Here is a 20491-nt window from a genome sequence, read left to right on the forward strand (position 1 = left end):
CCGACGTGCGTACCACGATCGGCATCGCGGTCGACATCCCGGAGCCCTGGGGACCCCAGCTGACCCAGCGGCGGGCGGAGGCGGGCGACCCGCAGGCCGCGTACGTGCCGGCCCACGTGACCCTGCTGGGCCCCACCGAGATCGACGCCGACGACCTTGGCGTGGTCGAGCGGCGCCTGGCCGAGATCGCCGCCGCGCACCCGCCGTTCATGCTGTATCTGCGGGGTACGGGCACGTTCCGGCCGGTCACCGAGGTGGTGTTCGTCGCGGTGGCGGCCGGCATCAGCGAGTGCGAACAGCTCAACGCGGCCATCCAGGACATCGGCGTGATCGAGCGGGCCAGCCGGTTCCCGTACCACCCGCACGTCACGGTGGCTCAGGACGTGCCGTCGGACCAGTTGGACGCGGCGTTCCGTGATCTCGCCGGGTTCGAGGCGCAGTTCCAGGTCAAGGGATTTACTCTCTTCGAACACGGATCGGGTGGGCGGTGGCGCCCGCATCGGGACTACGTGCTCGGCGGGGCGTTCGACGGCGACGACGGCTAGCTCCCGGCACCGCAAGCGAGAGGGGCTGACGTGGGGCGACTCGTCGGGCGTCTGGTGGACGGCTGGGCGGGCGCCCGCCGCCGGTCGGCCGCGTTCGACCACGTGGTCCGGGCCTACCAGCGCTTCGACAACGTCAACGGGGTCCGCCTGGCGGCGGCGAACGCCTACTACGGGTTCTTCGCCGTCTTCGCGATGGCGATGCTGCTGTTCGGCATCCTCGGGTACGTCCTGCGCGACAACCCGCTGGTCGTCCAGGCGGTCCGGACCTACCTGCAGGGCAACCTGCCCAGGGTGAAGATCGAGGATCTGATCGGTACCGCGCAGAGCCTGGGCCGGCTGGCGGCGGTCGGGTTGGCGCTCGCCGGCATCGGCTGGGTGGAGACGCTGCGCTCGTCGCAGCGCGCCGTGTGGCGCGTGACCGAGCATCCCGGCCACTGGTTCGTGCGCTGGTTGGTCGACGTCGCCGTCCTGATCACGCTCGGCGTCCTGCTCACCGTGTCGGTGGCGATCGCGGGCGGGGTGCAGGACCTGCTGCTGTCGCTGGCCGGGGAGCCGCGGCAGTCCGCTCTGCGGGTACTGCTCAACCAGTCCGCGACCGTGTTCGCGGCCGTCGTCGACTTCATCCTCGGTGCGGCGCTGCTGGCCCTCGTACCCCGCCTGCGCATGCCGGTACGCCGCCTCGTGCCGTCGGCGCTGGTGTTCACGGTCGGCATGCTGGCCCTGAAGACCCTCGGCCGCTGGTACATCGGCCGTACCCAGCACAACCCGGCCTACCAGGTGTTCGCCGGAGCCATCGGGCTGCTCGTCTTCATGTACCTGTTCAGCCAGCTCATCCTGTTCGCGGCGGCGCTGGCCGCCACGAGCGGGCACGGCCGGGTACGCGATCTCGCCGCGGGGTCCGACCGTGGCTAGCCCGGGTGGGACGGTCCTGACCAGGGGGTGGCCGGGCCGCCCGGCGGGGCGGACTCCTGTCAGCCGTTACGTTGATTTTGTCGGAATATGCGCGATTAGCAAGGTCACCAGGGCCATGATGGGCCGGTGGGTGCCCTAGTGACCTTGGAAATCGCGCCGGATTCGCCGGCGCACGAACTGCCGTGGATCGTCACGTTCGGTCCGCTGAACGACGCCGAGGACTGGGCGCCCGTCGTCTGCGGGCCGTACGAGCGCGCGCACGCGCTGGCGCTCGCCGAGTCGGTCGTCGCCGACGAGGAGTTGATGGCGGTCGTCGAGCCCATCGCGCCGCACCTGACCATCGACCAGATCCGCGGTGACATCGCCGCCGCGCGGCTCGCCGCCGCTGAGGACGACGAGCCGGACTTCGAGCCGGACCTCATCGCCGAGCCGGACTTCGAGTCGGACCTCGTCGCCGGGCCCGGCTTCGAGCCGGATCTTGTCGAGGAGCCCACGCCGCCGCCGACCCCGGAGCAGATCCGCGCCGGCTTCGCCCGTATCGCCGCCCGCCTCACGCGTGCGTGAAGAGCGCCAGCGGTGGGCTATCGACGTTATTCGAGCCGCATAACGTCGATAGCCCACCGCCGGCCGACTCGCCTATCGACGTGACACCTTCGTCAGGTTGCCACCGGTGCCGTCGAGCCGCGTACGACGAGTTCAGGCCGGAAGATGTACTCGGAGTTCGGCGCCGGATCGCCCGCGATCTCGTCGACGAGCGCGCGGACCGCGGCGACGGACATGTCCCGTACGGGCTGGCGGATCGTGGTCAGCGGCGGGTCGGTGAACGTCATCAGCGGCGACCCGTCGTACCCGACCACCGAGACGTCCCCCGGCACGTCGAGCCCGCGTGAGCGGGCGGCCCGGATCGCGCCGAGCGCCATCAGGTCGGAGCCGCAGACGATGGCGGTGACGCCCCGGTCGAGCAGCCGTCCGGCCGCGGCGTCGCCGCCCTCCACGCCGAACAGTGACAGCTCCACCAGGTCTTCGCCGGACTCGCCGAACAGTTCCCGCATGGTCTCGCGGTAGCCGGCGAGCTTGCGCTGCACCGGCAGGAACCGGCTGGGCCCGCTGATCAGCCCGATGCGCCGGTGCCCGAGCGAGGCGAGGTGCCGAACTGCCGCTTCACCGGCGGCGCGGTCGTCGCAGGAGATGAACGGCGCCTCGACGCCCTCGACGTACCCGTTGATGAAGGCGACGGGCAGCGGGCGCGAGATCAGCTTGCGGTACCGGTCGGGGTCGGCGGTGGTGTCGGCGTTGAGGCCGGAGACGAACATGATGCCGGCGACCTGCCGGTCGAGCAGCATCTCCACGTACTCGTCCTCGGTCACGCCGCCCGGCGTCTGGGTGCACAGGACGGCCGTGTACCCGGACTGCGCCAGCGACGACTCGATGAGCTGGGCGAAGGCCGGGAAGATCGGGTTGTCCAGCTCCGGTACGACGAGGCCGACCAGTCCCGCGCTCCGTTTGCGGAGCCGTTCGGGCCGCTGGTACCCGAGCACGTCCAGGGCGGTGAGCACGGCCTGCCTGGTCTCGGTGCTCACGCCCGGTTTGTCATTGAGGACGCGGGAGACGGTCGCCTCGCTGACGCCGGCCTGCACGGCGATGTCGGCCAAGCGCGCCCGACCCGATGTGGACGGTGTCGGGCGGTCAGGGCCTGTTGTCGCTGCGTGGTCGCCGGTTGTGCGCGGGTTCATGGCCGCACTCTAACCCACCCCGCAAGGTGCTTGCGAAAGCGATTGCAAGCTCTTTCATTCATAGAAATATCTTGCTAGCGTGCCCGCAACAAACCGCCCCTAGCGAGGAGACCCGATGCGCATCCGTACTGCGGGTGTGGTCGCAGCGGCAGCCCTGATGCTGGTTGCCGGAGCCTGTGGCTCACAGAAGAAGTCAGACACTTCGACGGCCGCCAAGAAGTCGGGCGGCACCCTCGTCATCTGGGCCGACGACAAGCGGACGGCGGCCCTCAAGCCGTTCGCCGACCGGTTCGGCAAGGAGAACGGCCTCACCGTGCAGGTGCAGGCCGTGTCCAAGGAGTTGCAGACCAACTTCCTGACCGCCTCCCAGTCGGGCAAGGCGCCCGACATCGTGGTCGGCGCGCACGACTGGATCGGCAACCTGGTCCAGAACGGCGCCATCGACCCGGTCGCGCTGTCGGCCGCGCAGAAGGCCGCGTTCTCCGCGCAGTCCATCAAGGCCGTTACCTTCAACGATCAGGTCTACGGTGTGCCGTACGCGGTCGAGAACCTCGCGCTCATCCGCAACACCGCGCTCGCGCCCGAGGTGCCGGCGACCATCGAGGACCTGGTGGCGACCGGAAAGAAGTTGAAAGCCGATGGCAAGGTCAGCGAGATCATGGCGCTGCAGGTCGGGCAGAACGGCGACGCGTACCACATCTACCCGCTCTACTCGTCGGCCGGCGGCTACCTCTTCGGTGCCAAGCCCAACGGCGACTACGACCCCAAGGACCTCGGCGTCGCCAAGCCGGAGGCGCAGGCCGCGTTCACGAAGATCGCCGCGTTGGGCGAGAAGGGCGAAGGCGCGCTGAAGCGCTCGATCGGCTCGGACAATGCGATCGCGACGTTCACCGGCGGCAAGGCCGCGTTCCTGATCTCCGGACCGTGGGCGATCACCGATGTGAAGAAGGCCGGCCTCTCCTATGACGTCTCCCCGGTACCGGGCTTCGCGGGCGGCAAGCAGGCCCAACCGTTCGTGGGCGTGCAGGCCTTCTACGTGGCGAGCAAGGGCAGGAACAAGGCGGTGGCGCAGGAGTTCGTCGCCAACTACGTGACCAGGACCGATCTGGCCAAGGCGCTCTACCAGGCCGAGCCCCGCCCGCCGGCGCTGACCGCGGCGCTGGACGCGGTCAAGGGCGACGACCCGGACCTGCAGAAGTTCCTGGACGCCGGCAAGAACGGAGTGATCCTGCCGGCGATCCCCGAGATGGCGTCCATCTGGGACCCGTTCGGCAAGGCCGAGGCGGCGGTCGTCGGCGGCGCCGACGTGCCGAGCTCCGTGCAGGCGGCCGCGAAGGCCATCCAGGAAAAGATCCAATAGGAGACCGTCATGATCCTGAAGGGTTCGCGGTGCCCTGGGCCCTCGAATCCTTCAGGATCATGGGAAAGGCCATCTCATGTTCGGGCTCGTCGCCAAGATCCTTCTGCTCGGGCTGGTCGCTGCGCTCGCCGTATGGGCGGCGTTCCCTCTGATCGAGGCACACGCCTGGGTCGGACTCGCCGTCGAGGCCGCCGTATCCGCGCTGGTCTTCTACGCCTACCTGACCCCGCGACGGCTGCCGCTGAAGTACCTCCTGCCCGGCACCCTGTTCCTCGTCGCGTTCCAGGTGGTCCCGGTGTTCCTCACCATGAGCACCGCCTTCTCCAACTTCGGCGACGGGCACCGGGGTACCAAACAGGACGCCATCACCGCGATCCAGACCGCGTCCGTCGTCGAGGTGCCCGGCTCGCCGGAGTACGCGCTCAAGGTCGTCACGAAGGGCGACAACGCGATCGCCTTCCTGCTCACCGACCCTGCCGGCAAGCAGTTCCTCGGCGACGCACAGGGACTGAAGCCGGTGGCCGGCGTCCCGGACGGCTACACGCCGCTCAACCTGGGCGAGGCCGGCGCCCGCAGCCAGGAGATCACCAAGCTGGCCGTGCCGACCGCCGGGGGTGCGATCCGGTCGTCGGGCATCTCCCGTGCGTACGAGGGCCGGGCCCAGCGCACCTACCAGGCCGGCTGCGACTGCGTCGTCGAGGCCGGCACCGGCCATCGCTGGACCGCCCACGACGGCTCCTTCGTGGACGCCGCCGGGCAACGGCTGCCGCAGGGCTGGCGGATCAACGTGGGGCTGCGCAACTTCACCCAGGTCGCCACCGACTCCCGGATCGCCCGCCCGTTCTTTCGCACCCTCGCCTGGAACCTCGTGTTCGCCGTCGCGTCGGTGCTGACCACGTTCGCGCTCGGCATGCTGTGCGCGCTCGCGCTGCACACCGACCGGCTACGCGGACGCACGCTGTACCGGATGCTGCTCGTCCTGCCGTACGCGATGCCGTCGTTCGCCATGCTTCTGGTCTGGCGGGACATGTTCAACGCCGACTTCGGGCTGATCAACCGGCTGTTCGGCCTGTCCGTGGACTGGCTGGGCACCCCGTGGAGCGCCCGGCTGGCCGTCATTCTGGTCCAGCTGTGGCTGGGGTACCCGTACATGTTCCTGGTCACCACCGGGGCGCTCCAGGCCATCCCGCGGCAGATGACCGAGGCCGCGCAGATCGACGGCGCGACGCCCTGGCAGGCGTTCCGCCGGGTGACCCTGCCGCTGCTGCTGGTGGCGCTGGCCCCGCTGCTGATCTCGTCGTTCGCGTTCAACTTCAACAACTTCAACGCCATCTACCTGACCACCGAGGGCGGCCCGTTCCCGGCCGACGACCCGACGGCCGGGGCGACCGACCTGCTCATCACGTACACGTACCGGCTCGCGTTCGGCGCCGCCGGAGCCCGGTACGGGTTCGCCGCCGCGGTCTCCATCTACATCTTCGCCATCGTCGCGCTGATCTCGGCGATCAGCTTCCGACGTACCCGACGCCAGGAGGAGGTGTACGCGTGACCGGATGGTTCGCCCGGATCGGCTGGCGGCACCTGGTCGGCGTGCTCGCCGTGCTGTTCTCGCTGTTCCCGATCGTGTTCGTGGTGGCGGCCGCGCTCAACCCGCTGGGGACGCTGTCGTCGACCGACGCGGTGCCCACCGCGTTCACCATCGACAACTTCGCCAATCTGTTCGCGCGCACCGCGTTCGGCCACTGGTACGCCAACTCGATCCTGATCGCCGGGGTGGCCTCCGTGGTCGCGGTCTTCCTGTCGATGCTCGCCGCGTTCGCGTTCAGCCGGATGCGGTTCGCCGGCCGGCGGGTCGGGCTGCTGTCGCTGCTGCTGATCCAGATGTTCCCGCAGTTCCTCGCCGTGGTCGCCATCTACCTCATGTTCGCCCGGATCGGCGACTACTGGCCGGGTTTGAGTTTCAGCTCGCCGTGGGGCCTGATCCTGCTGTACCTCGGCGGCGCGCTCGGCGTGAACACCTGGATGATGAAGGGCTTCCTGGACACCGTGCCCCGGGAGCTGGACGAGTCGGCGAGCGTCGACGGGGCGTCGCATGTGCAGGTCTTCTTCCAGATCGTGCTGCCGCTGGTGCGGCCGATCCTGGCGATCACCGCCCTGCTCGTCTTCATCGGCACCGTCAACGAGTTCCTGCTCGCCAACGTGTTCCTGTACGAGCCGAACTCCAAGACGCTGGCGGTGGGCCTGTACGGCCTGATCGCCGAGGGCGTCTCCCGGGACCAGAACTTCGGCATGTTCTGCGCCGGTTCGCTGCTCACCGCGGTACCGACGGTCGTGGTGTTCCGCTTCCTCCAGCGGTTCATCGTCTCCGGGCTGACGGCCGGGGCGGTGAAGGGATGAAGCCTCATCACGACGGCTCGCCGCTGTACGTGAGCGACCCGGCGCCCGGGCTGGGCGACACCGTGACGGTGTTCCTGCGGGCGCCGGCGTCGGTGCGAACGGTGCACCTCCGCGCTGTATCGGACGGTGAGCCGGAGTTCGCGGCCGCCGTGCTGGACCGCACCACGGGTGGCGAGAACTGGTGGCGGGCTCCGGTCCCGGTGCACAACCCGGTGACGCGCTACCGCTGGCTGCTCGACGGGGCGCGCTGGCTCAACGCCCTGGGTACGGCCGAGCACGACGTGCCCGACGCGTACGACTTCCGGCTCGTCGCGTACGACCCGCCGCCGGCGTGGGCGGCCGACGCCGTCGTGTACCAGATCTTCCCGGACCGGTTCGCCAGGTCATTCGACCGGCCGTTGCCCGAGTGGGCCGTACCCTGCGACTGGGACACCCCGGTGTGCGGGCGGGGCCCGCAGACGCCGCGCCAGGTCTACGGCGGCGACCTGGACGGGATCAGGGCGCGGCTGGACCACCTCCAGCGGCTCGGCGTCGACACCGTGTACCTGACGCCGGTGTTCCCGGCCCGCTCCAACCACCGCTACGACGCGACGGCGTTCGACACCGTCGACCCGCTGCTCGGTGGGGAGGCGGCCCTGCACCGCCTGGCCGACACGCTGCACGCCCGCGGGATGCGACTGCTCGGCGACCTCACCACCAACCACTGCGGTGTCGCCCACCCGTGGTTTCAGGCCGCGCTCGCGGGTGGGCCGGAGCGGGAGCTGTTCTACGTGGACGCCGACGGCGGCTACGAGTCCTGGCGCGGCGTCCCGTCGCTGCCGAAGTTCAACTGGGGGAGTGCGGAGCTGCGCCGCCGGTTCACCGACATCGCGGTGCGCTGGCTCGACGTGCTGGACGGTTGGCGGATCGACGTGGCCAACATGACCGGCCGGCTCGGCGCCGAGGACCGTACCCACGAGGTCGCGGCCCTGCTGCGGGCGGCGGTGGTACGCGCCCGCCCGGACGCGGTCGTCCTGGCCGAGCACTTCCACGACTTCACCGGCGACCTCGACTCCGACGGCTGGCACGGCAGCATGAACTACGCCGGCTTCACCCGTCCGCTGTGGAGCTGGCTGCGCGGCCCCGACCTGGACCTGGCCGACTTCCTCGGCGCGCCGGGCGGGGTGCCGTCGCGGGGCGCCGCGGCGGCGGTGGCCACGATGCGCGCGGTGAACGGGCTCGTGTCGTGGCGCGCGTACACCCACTCGTGGAACCTGCTCGGCTCCCACGACACCGCCCGCATCGCCACCGTCACCGGTGATCCGGCCCGGCACGAGGTGGCCGTCGGGCTGCTGATGACGCTCCCCGGCGTACCGATGATCTTCGCCGGGGACGAGTTCGGTCTGACCGGGGAGACCGGGGAGGCGTCGCGTACGCCGATGCCGTGGGACCGGCCGGTCCTGCCCTTCTACCGGGACCTGATCGCGCTGCGGCGGGCGCATCCGGCGCTGCGTAGCGGCGGCCTGCGCTGGGTGCGTGCCGGCGACGACGGGCTGGCATTCCTGCGGGAGACCGCGGACGAGGCACTGCTGGTACTGGCCCGGCGGGCGCCGGGGCCGCCGTCGGCGCTCGTACCGGCCGACGCGGCGCTCGTGTACGGCAGCGACCTGTTCGAGGTCTGGACCCTGCCCTGAGGAGGGGGGAGAGGGGCGGGCGGTCCGACATTCGCCCCGGTGCGGCATACTCGGCAGCCGTGGTGCTTTCGCGGCGGTGGTCGGCCTTCCTGGTGCTGGTGGGCGTGTGGACCTGGGTCATCTGGCCCCGGTTCGCCCTTGCCATCTGGGACGACCCGCGCGCCTGGCGGGGCGGCGCCCCGACGTCGTTCCTGTGGGTGCACGTGGTGCTCATCGTGGCTTCGCTCGCGATCGGCACGACCGTCGGCGTACTCGGGCTGCGTGGCTGGTTCGCCGCCCGCGGGCGGTGATCCCACTTTCAGTGAGCGGTGCTCTCGGTTTTGAGTGAGCGCTGCTCTCGTTGTTCGTCATCGCGAAGGAGTGGGGATGGAAGCTCTCCGGCTGGTCCTGCGGTACGCGCACCTGGTCGGGTTCGCGGTCCTGCTGGGTGGCTCGGTCGCGCAGTACCTGTCGGGGCGGATCCGGATCAATCCGGCGATGCTGTACGGCGCGGGCGCCCAGGTCGTCACCGGCCTGGCCCTGGCCGCGCCGCTGCCCCGCGACCACCAGCCCGACCCGGTCAAGCTGGCCGTCAAGGGCATCGTCGCGGTGATGATCTTCGTGATGGTCTTCTTCCCGCGAAAGCGGGCCGAGGTCAACAAGGGCCACTTCCTCGCCGTCGTCGGTCTGACGTTGGCGAACGCGGCCGTCGCCACGTTCTGGCACTGACCGGGCGACCTCGCGGCCCACGTCGCGAAATCGTGCCGGCCGTGACCGCCTCGGCCGAAAGTCCTGCGGCCGGTGACCGTCGATACCGGCAGGTGTGACGGTCGGGGTGGGTCGATGGCCGAGTCACGTTACATGCTGATAACGCCACGCTGCATAGATGATGTTTCGGCGTACGCTCCGGTCCGTTGGCTCACACCGCGATGTGGCGGTGCAATCGGAAGGAGATCGTCTTGCGCCGAGCGCGTGGGATGAAGCTACTGGCGACCGCTGGCGTGACGCTCGTCGCGCTCGGCACGGCCGCTTGCGGTGGCAACGGCAACAGCAACAACTCCGGCAGCGGCACCGGCGACGGGGCGAAGAAGACCGTCAAGGTGGGGCTGGCGTACGACATCGGCGGGCGCGGGGACAAGTCCTTCAACGACGCGGCGGCGGCCGGTCTTGAGAAGGCCAGGAGCGACCTGGACATCAAGACGAAGGAGCTCGAGGCCAGCAAGGACGAGACCGACAACGACAAGTACTCGCGGTTGAAGCTGCTGTGCGACGCGGGCTACAACCCGGTCATCGCGGTCGGCTTCGCGTACGCCGGTGACCCGCAGACCGGTCCGATCGCGCGCGCCACGAAGGACTGTCCCAACACGAAGTTCGCGATCATCGACGACGCCAGCGTCAAGATGCCCAACCTGGCCAACCTCACCTTCGCCGAGGAGCAGGGCTCCTTCCTGGTCGGTGCGGCGGCGGCGCTGAAGAGCCAGACCGGCCACATCGGATTTGTCGGCGGCTGCGACGTCGACCTGATCCACAAGTTCCAGGCCGGGTACGTGGCGGGCGCCAAGGCGGTCAAGGCGGACGTCAAGGTCGACGTCAACTACCTGTCCAGCGTCGCGGACAAGTGCTCCGGCTTCAACGACCCGGCCAAGGGCCAGACGGCCGCCGAGGGCATGTACGACGGCGGTGCGGACATCGTCTACCAGGCCGCGGGCGGCTCGGGCGTGGGCGTGTTCAAGGCCGCCAAGAACAAGGGCAAGTGGGCGATCGGCGTCGACTCCGACCAGTACAACACGGTCACGCCGGACCTGAAGGACGTCATCCTGACGTCGATGCTCAAGCGGGTCGACAACGCCGTGTACTCGTTCATCAAGGACATGGGTGACGGCAAGTTCACCCCGGGCGAGACGGTGTTCGACCTGAAGGCCGACGGCGTCGGGTACTCCACCTCCGGAGGCAAGGTCGACGACATCAAGGCCAAGCTCGACGACTTCAAGCAGCAGATCATCGACGGCAAGATCACCGTACCGACGAAGCCGGCCAGCTGACACTCGACGTATCGAATTGGCACTTGGCGGGGTCCGGATGGGCCCCGCCAAGTGGCATGATCGCCGGCAGGCCGCGGTTCGGACCCGCCGGCGACCGTGGAGGAGAGGGATGCGATGAGCACCGACGTGGCACCGGCGGCGCCCGCGGCGGGGGCGGGCGAGCCCCTCGCGGTGCAGTTGCGCGGGATCACCAAGCGGTTCCCGGGCGTCGTCGCCAACCATGACATCGACCTGTCGGTGCGCCGGGGCAGCATCCACGCGATCGTGGGGGAGAACGGCGCCGGCAAGTCCACGCTCATGAAGACGCTGTACGGGATGCACCGCCCCGACGAGGGCGAGATCCTCATCGACGGCGCCCGCGTGGTCTTCCACTCTCCGCAGCAGGCCATCAACGCCGGCATCGGCATGGTGCACCAGCACTTCATGCTCGCCGACAACTTCACCGTGCTGGAGAACATCGTCCTCGGCGCCGAGAAGCTGCACGGCATCGGCGAGGCGGCCGGGCGCCGGATCCGGGAGATCTCCAAGCAGTACGGGCTGGGCGTCGATCCGGACGCGCTGATGGAGGACCTCGGCGTCGGTGACCGGCAGCGCGTCGAGATCCTCAAGGTGCTCTACCGCGGGGCCCGGGTGCTCATCCTCGACGAGCCGACGGCGGTGCTGGTGCCCCAGGAGGTCGACGAGCTGTTCGACAACCTGCGCGAGCTCACCCGCGAGGGGCTCACCATCATCTTCATCTCGCACAAGCTCCACGAGGTGCTCGCCGTCGCCGACGCGATCACGGTGATCAGGCGCGGCACGACGGTCGCGTCGGTCGATCCCCGCGAGGTGACCGCCCGGCAGCTGGCGACGCTGATGGTCGGCAGCGAGCTGCCCAGCCCGGAGGCGCGCGAGTCGACGGTCACCGAGGTGCCGGTGCTGTCCGTGGCCGACCTGTCCGTGCACACCGCCGACGGGCGACCGCTGGTCGAGGACGTCAGCTTCACCATCCACCGGGGCGAGGTCGTGGGCATCGCCGGCGTCGAGGGCAACGGGCAGGCCGAGCTGGTCGAAGCCATCATGGGCATGCGGCCGTCGACCGGCACGGTGACGCTCGACGGCGCCGACATCAGCGCCTGGAACACCCGCGCCCGCCGCGAGGCCGGGCTCGGCTACGTCCCCGAGGACCGGCACCGGCAGGGGCTGCTGCTCGACGCGCCGCTGTGGGAGAACCGGATGCTCGGCCACCAGACCGAGGTGCCGAACGCCCGGGGATGGCTGCTCAGCAACGCCCGAGCCCGCCGGGACACCGCGCGCATCGTGGCCGAGTACGACGTACGCACCCCCGGGATCGATGTGCCGGCCGGCGCGCTGTCCGGTGGCAACCAGCAGAAGCTCATCGTCGGCCGGGAGATGAGCCACACGCCCAAGGTGCTGCTCGCCGCCCACCCGACCAGGGGTGTGGACATCGGCGCCCAGGCCGCCATCTGGGAGCACATCAAGCGGGCCCGCCGGGAGGGCATGGGCGTCCTGCTCATCTCGGCCGACCTCGACGAGCTGATCGGCCTGTCCGACACGCTGAAGGTCATCTTCCGGGGGCGGTTCGTGGCGGAGGCCGATCCCGCGACCGTCACGCCCGAACAGCTCGGCCTGGCCATGACCGGCGCGGAGGAATCAGATGAGTGACGTACCCGCGCCGGGTCTGGCGCGGCGGCTGGACTGGCGACGGCTGCTGCCGCGGATCATCGCGCCGGTCGGCGCCCTGCTGCTGGCCGCCCTGATCTCGTCGGTCGCGCTACTCATCAGCGGCGACGACCCGCTGTCGGCGTTCAGCTCGATGGTCGACTACGGCACACAGCCGGACTCGGTCGTCGACATCCTCAACAAGTCGACCGACTACTACATCGCCGCCGTCGCGGTCGCCATCGGGTTCCGGATGAACCTGTTCAACATCGGCGTCGACGGCCAGTACCGGTTGGCCACGCTGCTGTCGGCCGCGCTCGGCGCCGCGTCGTTCCTGCACGGCGTGCCGGGCGTCCTGCGGATCGTGCTGATCGTCGTGGTCGCCATGGCGGTCGGCGCCTGCTGGGCCGGCATCGCCGCCGTCCTGAAGATCACGCGAGGGGTCAGCGAGGTCATCTCGACGATCATGCTCAACTACATCGGCGGGCAGATCGTGGCGTACCTGCTGACCACCAACCACCTCGGCGTGCAGGCCAAGGGCAGCAACGACGTGACGACCCCGCTGCTGCCAAAGGACTCCTGGGTACCCGGAATCCCGCTGATCCCGGGCTCACCGGCCCAGGTCCACGGCTTCCTGATCGTGGCGGTGATCGTCGGCGCCGGGTACTGGTTCGTGCTCGGCCGTACCCGCTTCGGCTTCGACCTGCGCGCCAGCGGCCAGAACGCGACCGCGGCCGTGGCGAGCGGCGTCAACGCCCGCCGGATGGTGCTCTACGCGATGCTCCTGTCCGGCGGCGTGGCCGGCCTGGTCGGCATGTCGCAGTTGCTGGGTGAGCGGCACGCGTACACCTCGTCGGTCGGCGGCCTCGGCTTCACCGCCATCGGCATCGCGCTGCTGGGGCGCAACTCGCCCGTCGGCATCGCGCTCGCCTCGCTGCTGTGGGCGTTCCTGGACCGGTCGGCGCTGATCCTCGACCTGAACGACATCCCGAAGGAGATCATCACGATCATGCAGGGCACCACGGTGCTCGCGGTCGTGGTGGCGTACGAGCTGGCGGAGCGGCTGAGCCGGCGGGCGCAGCAGCGCCGGGTCGGCACCGTGGTCGCCGAACCGGGTACCGAGCCGGCTGCCGAGAGAAGCGAGGTGCACCAGTGACCGAGCGTTCAGGGTCGCAACGCGCAGCCGCGCGAGCCGGAATGCTCGCAGCCGACGCTGTCCTCACGCCCACCCCGGGCGCCGCGGCGCCGGCGCCGAAGCGGGGCCGGCGGTTGAGCCTGCCCGTCCTGCTGCTGGTGGTCGCGGGCGGCCTGGTGGCGCTGGCCGCGGTCCGGGCCGTCACCGGCGCCAACGACCTGACCTCGAACGGGGCGATCCGCGCGGCGCTGCAGTCGGCCGTGCCGATCGGGCTCGCCGGCCTGGGCGGCCTGTGGGCCGAGCGGGCCGGTGTGGTCAACATCGGCCTGGAAGGCCAGATGATCCTCGGTACCTGGTTCGGCGCGTGGGCCGGCTACCACGCCGGCCCGTGGGTCGGCGTGATCGCCGCGGTCGCCGGCGGCGCCCTGGGCGGGCTGCTGCACGCTCTCGCCACCGTGACCTTCGGCGTCGACCACATCGTCTCCGGTGTCGCCATCACGATCCTGGCCACCGGTGCGGGCCGGTACCTGTCCCAGTTGGCGTTCAAGGGCCTGCCCGGCGGCGGCGTCACGCAGTCGCCGAGCGTGCCCGAGCTGCCGCGGTGGAGCGTGCCGGGGCTGGGCGCGCTCGACGGCCTCGAACGCAGGCACTGGTTCCTGGTCAGTGACCTGGTCGGGATCCTGCGCGGCGCGCTGACGCAGGTCTCGGCGCTGACCGTCATCGCGGTCGTGCTGGTGCCGGTGTCGTTCTGGGTGCTGTGGCGCACGCCGTTCGGGCTGCGGCTGCGCTCGTGCGGGGAGAATCCGCACGCCGCCGAGTCGCTGGGCGTCAACGTCTACCGGTACAAGTACTACGCGGTCATCGCCTCCGGCGCCCTCGCCGGGCTGGGCGGCGGGTTCCTGTCGATGGTCGCGTCCAGCATCTACCGGGAGGGCCAGACCGGCGGGCGTGGCTTCATCGGTCTCGCCGCCATGATCTTCGGTAACTGGCGGCCGGGTGGCCTGGCCTCCGGCGCGCTGCTGTTCGGGTACACCGACGCGCTCCAGCTGCGCGGCGGCAGCACGTCGGTGCACGCGCTGCTGCTGTTCCTGGCGGTGATGCTGGTCGTCGTGGGGGTGTGGCAGTTCGTGCGCCGGCGGACGGTGAGCGGGGTCGTGGCGGTCGCCGCGGGCGTACTGGTAGCCGTCTGGTACGCCGTCACCGACACCATCCCCTCCGAGTTCGTGCAGGCGGCTCCCCACATCACCACCCTGGTCGTGCTCGCGCTGGCGTCGCAGCGGCTGCGCATGCCGGCCGCGGACGGCCAGCGGTACCGGCGCGGTAGCTGACCGACCGGGTGGTTAAGCTTCGCGATCTGCGGAAAATGGTCAATCCGGTAGGTCGTCGAGCGTGATCGAGGGGGGCGTCGACGTGGACGTGGACTGGGACGCGCTGCGCGCCGCAGCGGTGGAGGCGATGCACCACGCGTACGCGCCGTACTCCCGGTTTCCGGTCGGGGTCGCCGGGCTCGTCGACGACGGCCGGGTGGTGACCGGCTGTAACGTCGAGAACGCCTCGTACGGTGTGGGCCTGTGCGCCGAGTGCGGCATGGTCTCGGCGCTGCAGATGAGCGGCGGTGGCCGCCTGGTCGCGGTGTCCTGCGTGGACTCGGCCGGCGCACCGCTGATGCCGTGCGGCCGCTGCCGGCAGCTGCTGTGGGAGCACGGTGGCCCGCGGTGCCTGGTCGAGACGGCCACCGGTGCGGTGTCGATGGCGGAGCTGCTGCCGTACGCGTTCGGCGTGCACGACCTCGCCCGTGGCGACCAGGCCGTCGAGCCGGCACCCGACGCAATCCCGAGCCGGCTGCTGGAGTACGTGGGGCACGGCGCGGTGTTCGTGCACCGCGACGTGGTGGGCGGCCAGCCGGTGTGGACCGGATACTGGGAGCGGGCCGCACACGCGGACGAGCCCTCGGGGATCCTCCAGGAGGCGCCGACCTGGCCGGACGCGGAGTCGGCGGTGGCCTGGGGACGGGCCCGCACCTCCCGGGTCATCGTCGTCGAGGCGGACGGCACGCTGAGCTGGGCGGGCAGCGGCGATCCACCGGCCCAGATCGACCGGGTGTGGAACCGGTAGCCGGTAGACGTCCCATGATCACGGAGACTTTTCCGTGCCCTGACACGGAAAAGTCTCCGTGATCATGGATAGGGAGGGCGAGTGATGGCGGAGCTGGTCGAGAAGGCGACCCGGGTGCCCGTGCCCGGTGGGAAGGTCATCGACGAGTACATCGGTCGGGTCAACACCGGCGAGGAAGCGGTGTCGATCGCGCACATGGTCGCGCCGGCCGGCTGGACGGAGCCGTTCCAGACCCCGGAGTTCGACGAGTACACGCTGGTCCTGCGCGGCCGGGTCACCGTGGAGACGCCGAACGGCGTCATCGAGGTCCGCGCCGGCCAGGCCGTGGTGACCCGGGCCGGCGAACGCATCCGGTACGCGACGCCGGCGGACGAGGGCGCCGAGTACGTGGCGGTGTGCCGGCCGGCGTTCGGCCCCGACCTGGCGCACCGGGATTCCGACTGATTCGCCTCACTGTTGAACCCTGTCTCGACGGGGCATTTCGGGTGAACAAAATCGGGCTTGATGCGTAGTGGCTGCCCGCAACTGGCTGTGGACATCTATAAATCTCAAGATTTAAGATCGTCTAGCTCGAAGCGCCGCAGCCAGGCCCCTCGATCCGCCGATGCGCCCCGATTCCTCTGGGCCGACAGGCGCGAGCGCTGCTGGTGTAGCGGAGTCCTGTACAGGAGGGCATCGGTTCGACGACGCCACGGAGCGCCGTCTCGATTGGAGAGTGCGTGCATATCACGATGCGTAAGGCCCGTCGAGTGTGCGTCTGGACGATAGCGGTCGCCGTCATGGCGTCGTCGACCACTGTTGCTACCACGGCCGCCCATGCGGCAGTGAGCCCCTGTGAAGCCATGCAGGTTGTCGCGCACGAAGATGACGACCTGCTGTTTATGAATCCCGACATCTACAACCAGATCAATGCTGGTAAGTGCAGCGTGACGGTCTTCGTGACGGACGGCAGGGGTGAACCGACGATACGGAACCGGCAGCGGGGCATCCAAGATGCCTACCGTCTGATGGCCAATGTGTCCGACCTCAACAATCAGGACGAGTGGACCGGACGGTTGCTCACCTTCGGCGGCAAGCAGGTCGAAGAGTACGTCCTGCGTGATCGTCCGAACGTGAAGCTCGTCTTCATGAACCTCGCGGACAACGCCCCGGCCTCAGGTGACGTGTCGATCCGCAGCCTCTGGGAGTCCGGCACCGCGGTCACCACGACGGGAATTCCCTGTCAGGACGAAAGTGGTTCCTCCTCCTGCCAATCCCTGGTACAGCAGCGCTTCACGTACAACCATGACGGGCTGCTGCAGACGCTCGCAGCCGTCATGGGCTACTACGGCCCCACGACCATTCGGCTGCAGGACACCGTGCCGGCGGATCCGAATCGTGGCTACATCGAAGACCATCAGGACCACGTGGCCACAGCGAAGTTCGCCGAGGCGGCCACTCGTCGGTACGGTGACGCCTCCGGCACACGCGCCAACCTGGTGTACTACCGCGATTACAACATTCAGAACGTGCCCGAGAACCTTGTCAGCTGGGCGCGTGACGTGAAGCGGAACGCTTTCCTCAACCAGTACATGCCGCTCAATCCACCTGCTCAGGCCTACGTCAACTCCGGATGGACCGAACGGATGTACTACCGCTGGGCGCGCGGCACTTCGTGGGTGGGGCGTAACGCCGACGGTCGGATACAGGTGTTCGCGGTGCGGGACGGCGAGGTGTTCACCTGATGGCAGACGACATCGGGAGGATGGTCCGGTCCACAGTCGCTCGGGTACTACGGAGGGGGTGTTTACCCCGCGATCAGCGTGGTCAACAACGCTGACGGACGGATGCAAATCTTCGCCCACAGCTACGACCACCGGATCGTCACCAAGTACCAGACGAGCCCGAACGGCGTGTGGACCAGTGGCTGGACCAATCTCGGCAACCCCAACGACCAAGTGGGCAATCCGGAACAGGCTGGTACCCCCATCGTGACCACGAACGCCGACGGACGAATCCAGATCTTCATCAAGAACGGCGGCGGCGGGATGAGCAGCGCCTGGCAAACCTCGCCCAACGGTACGTTCACCCCCTGGCACGACTTCGGCGGTACCGGAATACAGGACCCGGTCGCCGCGATCGTCAACAAGGGCCGGATCGAGATCTTTGCCAGCTCCGTTCCCGACCCGAGGAACAACGCGAACCAGGGAACGATCTTGCACTGGTTCCAGCACAGCCCCAACGACGTCCTCGTGTACGACAACACGTTCCCGACGGACACCCCAGCCAGTCCTCCGGCGGTTGCGGCCAACGCGGATGGTCGGCTCGAAGTGCACTACCGGAAGACCGACAGCAGCGTCGGGGTGATCGTCCAGGACGTCCCGGACGGCGGCTGGCGCAAGACTCCGACGAACATCGGTGGCCAGGGCGGCGTAGGCGAGCCGACGCTCTTCACAGCTGGGGTGGAGACCCGCCTCAACGACGTACGGATCTTCGCCTTCACCCGCAACGGTGGAGGCGGGGTGAGCATGACCCGGCAAACCGGGTCGAACCAGCCGTACGGTGGTTGGCAGGATCTCGGCGGCGCCATAGTCGACTATCCCGCGGTTGAGCAGGAGTCCAGCGGGCTGCTCGACCTGTTCGCCGTCGGCTTGGACGGCAAGTTGTACATCAACAAGCAGGTTTCCGCCTCCACCACCGCGAGCTTCGGCGGCTGGAAGCTGGTGGGGTAGCCGGCTTTCGGCCGGTCCGCCCCGCGGGTGGCCTCGCCCCCGTCAACCTCGGGGGCGAGGCCTCCAGCGGGTCACGTCGACGGCGGCGGTGACCGTCACCGGCCCCGCGATGAGCCGCGCGAGCCGCTCCGGCTCGGTGTGCCAGGCGCTGGGCCCCATCGCGATGGCGGCCTGCGCCTCCGCCGCCGACAGCCGCAACTGCCAGCGGCACCGCCGCTCGTCGACGCGGACGAACCACGGATCCAGCGTGGCCGACAGCCGCTCAGATTTGGCCGGGTCCACCCGTACCAGGTCCAGCGCGTCGACCAGCTCGCCGAGGTGCTCGGGCGCCGGCGTGGCGACGACCAGGACGCCGTCGGGGCGCAGGATGCGATGGAACTCCAGCCCGGAGCGCGGCGCGAACACATCGAGGACGGCGTCGGCCACGGCGTCGGCCACGGGCAGGCCCCGCCAGGCGTCGGCGCGTACCGCGCCCAGCCGCGGGTGCGCCCGTGCGGCGCGGCGCAGCGCGGGTTTCGACACGTCGACGGCCAGGCCGAGGTCCCCGGGGCGGGCATCGAGCACCTCGGCCAGGTGCTGGCCGGTGCCGGCGCCGACGTCCACCACCAGCCCGGGCGGCCGCTCGGCGAGCGACGCGACGAGCGCGTCCGTCAGTACCCGGAAATGCCCCGCCGCGAGCAGCGCCTGACGTGCGGAGATCATGTCGGGGGTGTCGCCGGGATGGGTCACCCGCCCGCCGCTCAGGTCGACGTAGCCCTGCCGGGCGATGTCGAAGTTGTGCCCGTTGGCGCAACGCAGCGCGGCCGGGGTCGCCTCCAGCGCCGCCTTGCACACCGGGCAGCACAGGTACTCGACGAGGTCTGCGCGCACCCGACCATCATGGCCTTAAGGTCGAGGAATGCCTGCACCCACCTACGAAGAGATCCGGCTCGCTCCCAAAGTCCTGCTGCACGACCACCTGGACGGCGGCCTACGCCCGGAGACGATCATCGAGCTGGCCGACGCCGTCGGACACCCGTTGCCCAGCACCGACGCGGGTGAGCTCGGGAAATGGTTCGCGCAGGCGGCCGATTCGGGATCGCTTGAGCGCTACCTGGAGACGTTCACGCACACGGTCGCGGTGACCCAGACGGCCGAGGCGCTGCACCGGGTGGCGGCGGAGTGCGCGCTCGATCTCGCGGCCGACGGTGTGGTGTACGCGGAGGTCCGGTACGCGCCCGAGCAGCACCTGGAGCGCGACCTCGCGCTGCCCGAGGTGGTCGAGGCCGTCCTCGCCGGCTTCGAGGAGGGGTCGCGGCAGGCGGCGGCCGCCGGTCGACGGATCCGGGTCGGCACGCTGCTCACGGCGATGCGCCACGCGGCGCGCTCGATGGAGATCGCCGAACTGGCGGTCCGCTACCGGGACCGGGGCGTCGTCGGGTTCGACATCGCCGGGGCCGAGGCCGGCTACCCGCCCACCCGGCATCTCGACGCCTTCGAGTACCTGCAGCGGGAGAACTTCCACTTCACCATCCACGCGGGGGAGGCGTTCGGGCTGCCCTCGATCTGGCAGGCGATCCAGTGGTGCGGCGCGGACCGGCTGGGCCACGGGGTGCGCATCGTCGACGACATCGACCCGGAGACGGGCCGGCTGGGACGGCTCGCGGCGTACGTGCGGGACAAGCGGATTCCGCTCGAGCTGTGCCCTTCGTCGAACGTGCAGACCGGCGCGGTGCCGTCGATCGCGGAGCATCCGATCGGTCTGCTGCACGATCTGCGGTTCCGGGTCACCGTGAACACCGACAACAGGCTGATGAGCCGCACCAGCATGAGCCGTGAGATGGCGCTGCTGGTCGACGCGTTCGGCTACGGCTGGGCCGAACTGCAATGGTTCACGGTGAATGCGATGAAAAGCGCGTTCATCCCCTTCGACGAGCGGCTCACGCTCATCAACGAGGTCGTCAAACCGGCGTACGCGAAGCTGCTCGGATGATCGTCCGTGCGTGCGATCGGTCGATGGGTTCCACTTCTTATCCGAATGGCCGACCTGTCCGGTCTGAGGGGATGGACTCTGGCCGCTGATGGTGGACGATGGGTGGTAGTCGCCTGCGCTCGTCCGGTTCGGTGGATATGAGGTCTTCGTCATTGCTGATGGGTGGTCGTCCCCGAAGGATCAGCAGGACGACCCGGGCATTTACCACTTTCTGTTCTTCCGCGTCCGCTTCCGAGGAGTGATTTCGCTGCCTAC

19 protein-coding genes and 1 pseudogene are annotated in these 20491 nt (G+C 69.6%); 18 read left to right on the forward strand and 2 right to left on the reverse strand.

The window, feature by feature from the left end; all coding sequences use genetic code 11:
- The first annotated feature begins 5 nt into the window (after nucleotides 1-5).
- From HC031_RS06840 to HC031_RS06850, 3 genes are all read left to right on the forward strand, one after another.
- Nucleotides 6-545: a 2'-5' RNA ligase family protein gene (locus HC031_RS06840; protein ID WP_167924305.1), complete on the forward strand. Its 540-nt coding sequence runs from the start codon at nucleotides 6-8 to the stop codon at nucleotides 543-545.
- A 30-nt stretch (nucleotides 546-575) separates the two neighbouring features.
- Nucleotides 576-1457 (forward strand): YhjD/YihY/BrkB family envelope integrity protein, encoded by an 882-nt coding sequence (locus tag HC031_RS06845; protein WP_167924306.1) that lies wholly within the window; start codon nucleotides 576-578, stop codon nucleotides 1455-1457.
- Nucleotides 1458-1583: 126 nt separating this feature from the next.
- Nucleotides 1584-2021 (forward strand): hypothetical protein, encoded by a 438-nt coding sequence (locus tag HC031_RS06850; RefSeq protein ID WP_167924307.1) that lies wholly within the window; start codon nucleotides 1584-1586, stop codon nucleotides 2019-2021.
- 92 nt (nucleotides 2022-2113) lie between these two features.
- Here the strand turns inward: HC031_RS06850 and HC031_RS06855 are convergent, their stop codons facing one another.
- On the reverse strand, nucleotides 2114-3190 hold the full coding sequence (locus HC031_RS06855) for a LacI family DNA-binding transcriptional regulator (RefSeq protein ID WP_167924308.1): 1077 nt from the start codon (nucleotides 3188-3190) through the stop codon (nucleotides 2114-2116).
- A gap of 115 nt (nucleotides 3191-3305) precedes the next feature.
- Between HC031_RS06855 and HC031_RS06860 the strand changes: the two genes are divergently transcribed.
- The 14 genes and pseudogenes from HC031_RS06860 to HC031_RS06920 form a co-directional block, all read left to right on the forward strand.
- Nucleotides 3306-4550: a sugar ABC transporter substrate-binding protein gene (locus tag HC031_RS06860; RefSeq protein ID WP_167924309.1), complete on the forward strand. Its 1245-nt coding sequence runs from the start codon at nucleotides 3306-3308 to the stop codon at nucleotides 4548-4550.
- A gap of 76 nt (nucleotides 4551-4626) precedes the next feature.
- Entirely contained in the window at nucleotides 4627-6099 is a 1473-nt protein-coding gene (locus HC031_RS32425) for an ABC transporter permease subunit (RefSeq protein ID WP_205862346.1), read from the forward strand.
- Nucleotides 6096-6947, forward strand: coding sequence for a sugar ABC transporter permease (locus HC031_RS32430; RefSeq protein ID WP_338090506.1), 852 nt, complete (start codon nucleotides 6096-6098; stop codon nucleotides 6945-6947). The genes HC031_RS32425 and HC031_RS32430 overlap by 4 nt, the downstream gene beginning before the upstream one ends.
- Complete coding sequence (locus tag HC031_RS06870; RefSeq protein ID WP_167924310.1) at nucleotides 6944-8620, forward strand: glycoside hydrolase family 13 protein; 1677 nt, start codon at nucleotides 6944-6946, stop codon at nucleotides 8618-8620. Before HC031_RS32430 ends, HC031_RS06870 begins: the two co-directional genes overlap by 4 nt.
- A 59-nt stretch (nucleotides 8621-8679) precedes the next feature.
- The gene (locus HC031_RS06875; RefSeq protein WP_167924311.1) at nucleotides 8680-8910 is read left to right on the forward strand and encodes an SCO4848 family membrane protein; all 231 of its coding nucleotides are present in this window, start codon (nucleotides 8680-8682) and stop codon (nucleotides 8908-8910) included.
- A gap of 76 nt (nucleotides 8911-8986) precedes the next feature.
- Nucleotides 8987-9328 (forward strand): hypothetical protein, encoded by a 342-nt coding sequence (locus HC031_RS06880; protein WP_167924312.1) that lies wholly within the window; start codon nucleotides 8987-8989, stop codon nucleotides 9326-9328.
- 230 nt (nucleotides 9329-9558) lie between these two features.
- Nucleotides 9559-10641 carry a BMP family lipoprotein gene (locus tag HC031_RS06885; protein WP_205862347.1) on the forward strand — a complete coding sequence of 361 codons (1083 nt, stop codon included), beginning with the start codon at nucleotides 9559-9561 and terminating at the stop codon, nucleotides 10639-10641.
- A gap of 114 nt (nucleotides 10642-10755) precedes the next feature.
- Entirely contained in the window at nucleotides 10756-12306 is a 1551-nt protein-coding gene (locus HC031_RS06890; protein WP_167924313.1) for an ABC transporter ATP-binding protein, read from the forward strand.
- Nucleotides 12299-13459, forward strand: a complete 1161-nt coding sequence (locus HC031_RS06895; protein ID WP_167924314.1) for an ABC transporter permease — start codon at nucleotides 12299-12301, stop codon at nucleotides 13457-13459. The genes HC031_RS06890 and HC031_RS06895 overlap by 8 nt, the downstream gene beginning before the upstream one ends.
- A 41-nt stretch (nucleotides 13460-13500) precedes the next feature.
- Nucleotides 13501-14766, forward strand: a complete 1266-nt coding sequence (locus HC031_RS06900; RefSeq protein WP_167924315.1) for an ABC transporter permease — start codon at nucleotides 13501-13503, stop codon at nucleotides 14764-14766.
- Nucleotides 14767-14848: 82 nt separating this feature from the next.
- On the forward strand, nucleotides 14849-15553 hold the full coding sequence (locus HC031_RS06905; RefSeq protein WP_167924485.1) for a cytidine deaminase: 705 nt from the start codon (nucleotides 14849-14851) through the stop codon (nucleotides 15551-15553).
- A gap of 84 nt (nucleotides 15554-15637) precedes the next feature.
- The gene (locus tag HC031_RS06910; protein ID WP_167924316.1) at nucleotides 15638-15997 is read left to right on the forward strand and encodes a cupin domain-containing protein; all 360 of its coding nucleotides are present in this window, start codon (nucleotides 15638-15640) and stop codon (nucleotides 15995-15997) included.
- Between the two features lie 275 nt (nucleotides 15998-16272).
- Nucleotides 16273-17277 (forward strand): PIG-L family deacetylase, encoded by a 1005-nt coding sequence (locus tag HC031_RS06915; protein ID WP_167924317.1) that lies wholly within the window; start codon nucleotides 16273-16275, stop codon nucleotides 17275-17277.
- Between the two features lie 24 nt (nucleotides 17278-17301).
- A pseudogene (locus tag HC031_RS06920) lies at nucleotides 17302-18264 on the forward strand (DUF8189 domain-containing protein); the annotation flags it as partial.
- 42 nt (nucleotides 18265-18306) lie between these two features.
- Here the strand turns inward: HC031_RS06920 and HC031_RS06925 are convergent.
- A complete protein-coding gene (locus tag HC031_RS06925; RefSeq protein WP_167924319.1) occupies nucleotides 18307-19134 on the reverse strand; it encodes a putative RNA methyltransferase in 828 nt (275 codons plus the stop codon).
- 28 nt (nucleotides 19135-19162) lie between these two features.
- On the opposite strand from HC031_RS06925, the gene HC031_RS06930 reads away from it, so the two are divergent.
- Nucleotides 19163-20236 carry an adenosine deaminase gene (locus HC031_RS06930; protein ID WP_167924320.1) on the forward strand — a complete coding sequence of 358 codons (1074 nt, stop codon included), beginning with the start codon at nucleotides 19163-19165 and terminating at the stop codon, nucleotides 20234-20236.
- The last annotated feature ends 255 nt before the right edge of the window (nucleotides 20237-20491 follow it).

It is taken from the genome of Planosporangium thailandense (genome assembly GCF_011947195.1).
Classification (GTDB): Bacteria; Actinomycetota; Actinomycetes; order Mycobacteriales; family Micromonosporaceae; genus Planosporangium; species Planosporangium thailandense.

Excerpts from the sequence above, each read along its gene's own strand:
- HC031_RS06890 (WP_167924313.1), top strand. The coding sequence starts at position 10,756 with ATGAGCACCGACGTGGCACCGGCGGCGCCCGCGGCGGGGGCGGGCGAG.
- HC031_RS06880 (WP_167924312.1), top strand. The coding sequence starts at position 8,987 with ATGGAAGCTCTCCGGCTGGTCCTGCGGTACGCGCACCTGGTCGGGTTC.
- HC031_RS06895 (WP_167924314.1), top strand. The coding sequence starts at position 12,299 with ATGAGTGACGTACCCGCGCCGGGTCTGGCGCGGCGGCTGGACTGGCGA.
- HC031_RS06870 (WP_167924310.1), top strand. The coding sequence starts at position 6,944 with ATGAAGCCTCATCACGACGGCTCGCCGCTGTACGTGAGCGACCCGGCG.
- HC031_RS06930 (WP_167924320.1), top strand. The coding sequence starts at position 19,163 with ATGCCTGCACCCACCTACGAAGAGATCCGGCTCGCTCCCAAAGTCCTG.
- HC031_RS06860 (WP_167924309.1), top strand. The coding sequence starts at position 3,306 with ATGCGCATCCGTACTGCGGGTGTGGTCGCAGCGGCAGCCCTGATGCTG.
- HC031_RS06900 (WP_167924315.1), top strand. The coding sequence starts at position 13,501 with ATGCTCGCAGCCGACGCTGTCCTCACGCCCACCCCGGGCGCCGCGGCG.
- HC031_RS06910 (WP_167924316.1), top strand. The coding sequence starts at position 15,638 with ATGGCGGAGCTGGTCGAGAAGGCGACCCGGGTGCCCGTGCCCGGTGGG.
- HC031_RS32425 (WP_205862346.1), top strand. The coding sequence starts at position 4,627 with ATGTTCGGGCTCGTCGCCAAGATCCTTCTGCTCGGGCTGGTCGCTGCG.
- HC031_RS06855 (WP_167924308.1), bottom strand. The coding sequence starts at position 3,190 with ATGAACCCGCGCACAACCGGCGACCACGCAGCGACAACAGGCCCTGAC.